Source organism: bacterium (genome assembly GCA_040755795.1).
GTDB lineage: Bacteria > UBA9089 > CG2-30-40-21 > CG2-30-40-21 > SBAY01 > JBFLXS01.
Genome location: JBFLXS010000182.1, coordinates 1 through 7,541 on the forward strand (window position 1 = coordinate 1; position 7,541 = coordinate 7,541).

Consider the following 7,541-nt stretch of genomic DNA (forward strand, 5'->3'; position numbering starts at 1 on the left):
AGACCTTCTTTACAAAAAAACCTTATTCTGAGACATAAAATATGTCAGGCAACTCGAAAATATCTTGATGAGCAAGGATTTATTGAGGTAGAAACACCAATGCTCATTAAAAGCACACCAGAAGGGGCACGGGATTATTTAGTTCCCAGTCGTGTCAATCCAGGTAAGTTTTATGCCTTACCTCAATCCCCACAACTATTTAAACAAATTCTAATGTGTGCCGGATATGATAAATATTTTCAGATTGCCAAATGTTTTCGTGATGAAGACCTGCGGGCAGACCGCCAACCAGAATTTACGCAGATTGATATAGAAATGTCGTTTATTGATGAAGAGGATATTTTTAAGGTCATCGAAGGGTTTATTACCACGATATTTAAAGTTGGACTTGATTTAGATGTCCCAATTCCCTTTAAAAGAATTACCTTTAAAGAGGCGATGGATAAATATGGCAAGGATAGTCCGGATGTTCGCTTTGGCTTAGAATTAGTGGATATTACTGATCTGGCTAAGGAGAGTCCATTCCAGGTTTTTTCAAAAACCGTTGCTGGGAGAGGGCAAGTCAAGGGAATTAAGGTTCCAAAACCTGATTTTTCAAGAACTGACCTGGACTTTTTAACCTCTTTTGTCAGTATCTATCGAGCAAAAGGACTTGCCTGGTTTAAAGTCAAAGAAAAAACGCTGGAATCATCAATTGCTAAGTTTTTCAGTGAAGAAGAACAGATGGCGATTATTGACCGATTTAAAGCAAATACGGATGATTTCCTGTTATTTGTCGCAGATACTCCAAAGGTTGTTGCCGATAGTCTGGCTAATTTGAGATTACATCTGGCAGATAAATTTAATTTAATTCCTCAAGGATTTAATTTTATCTGGGTAGTCGATGCCCCATTAGTTGAATATGATGATGAAGAAAAAAGATATGTTGCCGTCCATCATCCATTTACCTCACCAAAGGAAGAAGACTATCCATTAATCGAGACTAATCCTGACCAGGTTCGTGCAAGGGCTTATGACCTGGTTTTAAATGGGATAGAGATAGGTGGTGGCTCAATCAGGATTCATCGCCGGGATATTCAAGAACGGGTATTCAAATTATTGAAGATAGAAGAAAATGAAGCAAAAGCGAAATTTGGCTTTTTATTAGAGGCATTAGAATATGGCGCCCCGCCACACGGTGGGATTGCCTTTGGATTGGATAGATTATTACGGTTAATGGTTGGTGCTGACTCAATCCGCGAGGTAATTGCCTTCCCTAAAACACAAAGTGCTACCTGTCTGATGACCGATGCCCCATTTGAAGTATCCAATAAACAGTTGAAAGAATTAAGTATTGAAGTCAGACTCCACAGCAATTCTAATTATGAAAATGTGTAAGCAAGGAGAATTGGAGAATAGGGAGAAAGAGGAGAAAATATAACCACTAATAGGACACGAATAAGCACGAAACATAGGATTATGAGGATTAATTCGGTTTATTCGTGACTAATTTTAATCACCTTCTCCATTTCTCCCTTTCCCCTTTTTTACACAATTTCTGTCATAATGAGAATTGCTGCAGACCCCACGAATAACTTGACTTTTATTTTTAACTATGGTATATTTATCAAGGAGAATTGGAGAATAGGGAGAAAGAGGAGAAAATATAACCACTAATAGGACACGAATAAGCACGAAACATAGGATTATGAGGATTAATTCGGTTTATTCGTGGCTAATTTTAATCACCTTCTCCATTTCTCCCTTTCCCCTTTTTTACACAATTTCTGTCATAATGAGAATTGCTGCAGACTCCACGAATAACTTGACTTTTATTTTTGTCTATGGTATATTTATTAAAACTTTAAAAAAGGAGTAAAATAAAATGAAACCGAAATTAAAAGTAATAATGGTTTCACCGGAGGTGGTTCCATTTGCTAAAACAGGTGGATTAGCTGATGTTGTTGGGTCTCTGCCATTAGCATTAACTAAATTAGGCTGTGAGGTGCGAATTGTCCTGCCCAAATATAAAATAGTGGAAGAGTCTGAATTTAGCCTGTTAGATATTGATAAAGAAGTAACCTTTAAGGTAGGTGAGACTTTTCAGAAAGCAAAAATTTTCTCCACCAAGGTCGCAGGAGTGATTACTGTTTATTTCCTTGAACATGAATATTATAACCGTGATGGACTTTATGGGACAACTGAAGAAGGGGATTATAAAGATAATCTCGAGAGATTTACTTTCTTTTGTGGTGGAACATTAGAATTACTTAAAACGATAGAATATAAACCGCAAGTTATCCATTCTCATGATTGGCAGACAGGATTAATTCCGGTGTATTTAAAAACATTGTATCAGGATGACCCGTTTTTTGAAGGGGTAAAAACCATCTTTACTATTCATAATTTAGCCTATCAAGGTGTATTCCCCAAAGATGAATTTCCAATAACAGGTCTGGATAAAAAATTGTTCACCCCGAACAGGTTAGAATTCTGGGATAAGTTAAATATCCTGAAAGGGGCTTTAATCTATGCAGATATGTTAAGTACCGTTAGTAAAGGTTATGCTCAGGAGATAATGATGACAGAATATGGTTGTGGACTGGAGGGAGTATTAATCGAAAGAAAGAATAATCTTTATGGTATAGTCAATGGTTTAGATTATCAAGAGTGGGACCCGACTATGGATAAAGGAATTACATTAGGTTACGATATTAATACGATTAGTCGGAAAGCGAAGAATAAAAAAACACTTCAGCAAGAAAATAATTTACCCGTTGATAGTGAAATTCCATTAATAGGGATGATTACAAGATTAGCCTCACAAAAAGGACTGGATATTTTAGCTGAGATACTGGATGAATTGATGGCGTTAAATATCCAGTTTGTGTTGTTAGGCACAGGTGATGCGAAATACCATATAAAAATGGAAGAAATTAAAGAGAAATATCCAGATAAAGCAAGCATTCATCTTACATTTGACCCACCGTTAGCCAAGAAAATATATGCTGGTGCTGATATGTTTTTAATGCCATCTAAATATGAACCCTGTGGTTTAGGACAACTTATTAGTCTGAGATACGGCACCATCCCTATTGTTCGGGCAACGGGTGGCTTGAAAGATACAGTTACTAATTTTGACCCACAACGCAAAATAGGAAATGGTTTTGTCTTCGAGGAATATACATCTGAAGCATTACTTTCAATTATCAAAGAAGCGCTATATGTTTTTTGTAACGATAAAGAATCCTGGAGAAGATTGATTTTAAATGCTATGAGTGTGAATTTCTCCTGGGAATGCTCGGCAAAGGAATATATTGAATTGTATGAAAAAGCAATGCAGGAATAAAAGAATAGAACGCAGATTAGTAAGCGTTCAGAGGTTAGCTTCAGCCGGCAGTATTTAGATGCAGAATGCAGGATGCATCTCCCATCCAGTTAAATCTGACGGCTGATACCTGAATGCTTACTAAAAAGGAGGTCTAAAGGAGATGAAAAAGGTCTTTGGTCTGGTAGCTTTGGGAATGTTTTTGACAAATCCTTCTTATGCTGATTTGACTAAACAGGATATTGAGGAGATAAGAAAGATTATCAAGGAAGAGATTCAACAGGTGGATAAGCGGATAGATGAACTAAAGATAGAGTTAAAGGCAGAGATAAAGGAGGTAAGGACAGAGATAAAGGAGGTAAGGGCAGAGATAAAAGATGTAAGGGCAGAAATAAGGGATGTAAGGGGAGAGATAATGGAGAATATGAAATGGGGATTTGGTGTTCTTCTGACAGGGATTTTTATTTTGATGGGATTCATTCTCTGGGATAGAAGGACAGCATTAGCACCTGCGGTTAAGAGAACAAAGGAGATTGAGGAAAGGGAGGAAAGGATAGAGAAGGCATTAAAGGAATATGCTATCAAAGAACCAAAATTAGGAATTATCTTAAGAGAGGTTGGAATTTTGCAAAAAGCCTAAAAAGGAGTAACCGTTCACCGCAGAAACACAGAGATGCAGAGAAAAAATTAAAATCTATTCACCAGAGGCAGAAATTTCCTTTTTTGTAACCGTTCAGGTAGTGTCTATAAGGAGAAACACTCATGAATCTGCGGCTCACAAAGGGGGATGAAAATAATGGAAGAACAACCCCCTAACCCCCTTTATTAAGGGGGAATATCTGTTCTACACCATAGGATACGAGTCTGTGGATACTATACTAATTCGCTAATCTCTAATTCACTAATTCGCTATTTTCAGGGGAAAAGAGGAGAAACCGTCATGCCCCTGTGAGGCACAAAGGAGGATGAAAATAGAGTTTGATGGTTTGATGGTTCAAGAGAACAAGGTTTAAGTGGTAGAGTCGCAGGCTTGTCCATAATTTTAATAACATCTCTGTGTTCTCTGTGTCTCTGTGGCAAAAAACTATTTTCAGGAGAAAAAATGGTTCGAGTAAGATTCGCTCCGGCACCAACAGGATATTTGCATCTTGGAGGCGCCAGAACAGCTCTTTTTAACTGGCTTTTTGTTAAACAACAGCATGGTAAATTCATTTTACGCATAGAAGATACGGATGTTAAACGGTCAACTGATGAAAGTGTAAATGCCATCCTCGACAGTCTGAAGTGGCTTGGTATCAGCTGGGATGAGGGACCTTATTTTCAATCCCAAAGAACCCATATTTATCAAGAGTATGCAAAGAAATTATTACAGGATAATCAAGCATATTATTGTTATTGTTCCCCATCTGAATTAGAGATTCTTCGTAAAAAGGCAACTGGGGAGGCGCCAGGATATGATGGTCGGTGTAGAAACCTGTCCCCAACTCAGCGTCAAGAATATGAATCTTCTGGCAGGAAACCCACGATTAGATTTAAATCACCATCTGGACTAACTCAAGTAAATGATTTAATTCGAGGTAAAGTGTCTTTTGATAATGCCTTGTTTGGTGATTTTATCATTTTTAAATCAGATGGGATGCCAACTTATAATTTTGCCTGTATCATAGATGATGCTTTAATGGGGATTACCCATGTCATTCGTGGTGAAGACCATATTTCTAACACCCCACGCCAGATTTTATTATATCAAGCATTAGGATTTAAAATACCAGTATTTGCTCATCTACCCTTGATTTTGGGATTGGATAAAACGCCATTGAGTAAACGACATGGAGATGTTGCGATTGAACATTACCGGCAAGAAGGCTATTTGCCAGAGGCACTAATGAATTATCTCGCCCTTTTAGGTTGGTCAACGTCGCAAAGTCAGCAAATCTTTTCTAAAGAAGAATTATTAATAAAATTCTCCATAGACCGTGTCAGTAAAAACCCAGCTATTTTTGATTTAGAAAAACTACGCTGGTTAAATGGGGAATATATCAGAGAATTAGATATAGATTCACTGACCGGGTTATGTTGGGAATACTTAAACAAAATTCGAAATTCGAAATTTGAAATTCGAATTTTGAAATTTAAAGAGATAGTAAAACTTTTTCAGGAACGGATAAAGACACTTTCAGATTTTGTTAAACAGGCAGAATTTTTCTTTGTGAACAGCCCTAAATATCACCCATCTGCCGTTGAGCAAATCCTGATGAAAGACGGCGTCCGTCAAATTTTAGAACAGGTAAAAGATAGATTGGTTCAATTAGAACCGTTTGATACGAATTCTATTGAGAAAACTATTCGTGAATTAGCCGACCAGCTAAAAATAAAAGCCTCAGACATCATTCATCCTTTACGAGTAGCATTAACTGGAGATAAAGTTAGTCCAGGGTTGTTTGAAGTAGTCGCTTTATTAGGAAAAGAAAAAGTCCAGGAAAGACTCATTAAAATAAGGTGGGAAAATGGATAAATTGAAGATAGGAATTTTAGCCTCAGGTAGAGGGTCTAATTTACAGGCGATTATTGACGCCGTTGAGTTAGGGAATCTTTCGGCTGATATTGCCATAGTCATTAGTGATAACAAAGATGCCTATGCCTTGATTCGGGCACAAAAGTATGGAATTAAAACCCTTTTCCTTGACCCAAAAGGATTTAGAAGAGAGGATTATGACCGAAAGGTAGTTGAGGTTTTACAGGAAGAGAATATTGAATTAGTAGTCCTGGCGGGATTTATGCGAATTATCACCCCTTATTTTGTTAATGCTTACAAAAACAGAATTATGAACATTCACCCGGCGTTACTTCCATCTTTCCCAGGATTACACGGACAGCGACAGGCAATAGATTATGGCGTAAAGATTTCGGGTGCAACAGTACATTTTGTTGATGAGGGCTGTGATACAGGACCGATAATTTTACAAGCCGCGGTGAATGTTGAAAATGATGATACCGAAGAAACTTTATCTGGTCGAATTTTAGAACAAGAACATAAGATTTATCCGCAGGCTATCCATCTTTATGCTGAGGGGAAATTAAAGGTTATTGGAAGAAAAGTAAGGATAAAACAAAAATAATACTTGACGAGTTAGAGATTTTATGGCATAATAGTTTGGTAATTGGTAACTGGTAAATGGTAACTGGTAATTGGTAACTGGTAATTGGTAACTGGTAATTGGTAACTGGTAAATGGTAATTGGTAAATGGTAAATGGTAAATGGTAAATGGTAAGTATTTAACCAGTTACCATTTAACCAATTACCATATAATGGGCGAATAGCTCAGCGGGAGAGCACTTGCTTTACACGCAAGGGGTCACAGGTTCGAAACCTGTTTCGCCCACCACTTTTGGGTAACAGGTGAATAGCTACCAATTACCAGTTATCAAACAATGGGGTTGTGGTGTAGCATGGTCTAACACACCAGTCTGTCACACTGGAGATCGCGGGTTCAAATCCCGTCGACCCCGCCAGTCGTTAGTTTGAATAATTTCGGCAAACAAATATCTTTTTTTTGTAACCATTCACCTCACCACAGAGACACAGAGACGAACCAACCTTGCTCACAAAAAACCTTGACTTTTTTAGCCGCATCTTCTATAATAGAGATTGAAATAAAGAGGAGGTAGCGATGAAAATATCCAATCCTCATGATGCCTTCTTTAAAGAGGTCTTTTCTGATACTTGATGTTCAAGTTTTTTAAAGGTATAAAGATTTAACCGCAAAGAGCGCAAAGGAAGATTTCGCAAAGGACGCAAAGGAAGGAAAATAAGGTGGTGAACAACCTATTGCTTTGTTAAGTTTGCTTTGCTATGTTTAGAAAGTTATCGGTAACCGTTCAGGTGGTAATTTACCGCAGAGACGCAAGAGTTTACAGAGAAGATATGGAAATAAATCAGATAACAGAAAAGATTATTGGTGTAGCCATTGAAATACATAGGACCTGCTTGCCGACTGTTCAGCCGGCAAGCCAGATTTGTTAATCCATCCCTGATTTTCATCATGGCAAGTTTAATGTTGTTGGACTCAAGAGCTTGCACTGATGAAAATCAGGGATGTTAAGCCTATCGTCCATAAATTTTAATTTTCTTCTCTGCGTCTCTGTGTCTGTTATGTAAAGTGTCAAGCTTTTTTTTATTTTTTTACTTAAGAAAAGACTCTACGACTTATCTCTATAACTCTACACCTTATT

General features: G+C 37.5%; 5 protein-coding genes and 2 tRNA genes. All 7 read left to right on the plus strand.

Going from position 1 to position 7,541, the window contains the following annotated elements; all coding sequences use genetic code 11:
• On the plus strand, positions 1-1,377 hold a 1,377-nt coding region (gene aspS / locus AB1414_11960; protein MEW6608139.1), incomplete at its 5' end, for an aspartate--tRNA ligase.
• 487 nt (positions 1,378-1,864) lie between these two features.
• Positions 1,865-3,328, plus strand: coding sequence for a glycogen synthase GlgA (gene glgA / locus AB1414_11965; protein MEW6608140.1), 1,464 nt, complete (start codon positions 1,865-1,867; stop codon positions 3,326-3,328).
• 142 nt (positions 3,329-3,470) lie between these two features.
• Complete coding sequence (locus tag AB1414_11970; GenBank protein MEW6608141.1) at positions 3,471-3,947, plus strand: hypothetical protein; 477 nt, start codon at positions 3,471-3,473, stop codon at positions 3,945-3,947.
• Between the two features lie 462 nt (positions 3,948-4,409).
• Positions 4,410-5,822 carry a glutamate--tRNA ligase gene (gene gltX / locus AB1414_11975; GenBank protein MEW6608142.1) on the plus strand — a complete coding sequence of 471 codons (1,413 nt, stop codon included), beginning with the start codon at positions 4,410-4,412 and terminating at the stop codon, positions 5,820-5,822.
• Positions 5,815-6,426, plus strand: coding sequence for a phosphoribosylglycinamide formyltransferase (gene purN / locus AB1414_11980; protein MEW6608143.1), 612 nt, complete (start codon positions 5,815-5,817; stop codon positions 6,424-6,426). The genes gltX and purN overlap by 8 nt, the downstream gene beginning before the upstream one ends.
• 193 nt (positions 6,427-6,619) lie before the next feature.
• Positions 6,620-6,694, plus strand: a tRNA-Val gene (locus AB1414_11985).
• A 48-nt stretch (positions 6,695-6,742) separates the two neighbouring features.
• Positions 6,743-6,821: transfer RNA gene (locus AB1414_11990), tRNA-Asp, on the plus strand.
• The last annotated feature ends 720 nt before the right edge of the window (positions 6,822-7,541 follow it).

Bases quoted from the DNA above. Each gene is read 5' to 3' on its own strand.
- glgA (MEW6608140.1), top strand. From the start codon at position 1,865: ATGAAACCGAAATTAAAAGTAATAATGGTTTCACCGGAGGTGGTTCCA.
- AB1414_11970 (MEW6608141.1), top strand. From the start codon at position 3,471: ATGAAAAAGGTCTTTGGTCTGGTAGCTTTGGGAATGTTTTTGACAAAT.
- gltX (MEW6608142.1), top strand. From the start codon at position 4,410: ATGGTTCGAGTAAGATTCGCTCCGGCACCAACAGGATATTTGCATCTT.
- purN (MEW6608143.1), top strand. From the start codon at position 5,815: ATGGATAAATTGAAGATAGGAATTTTAGCCTCAGGTAGAGGGTCTAAT.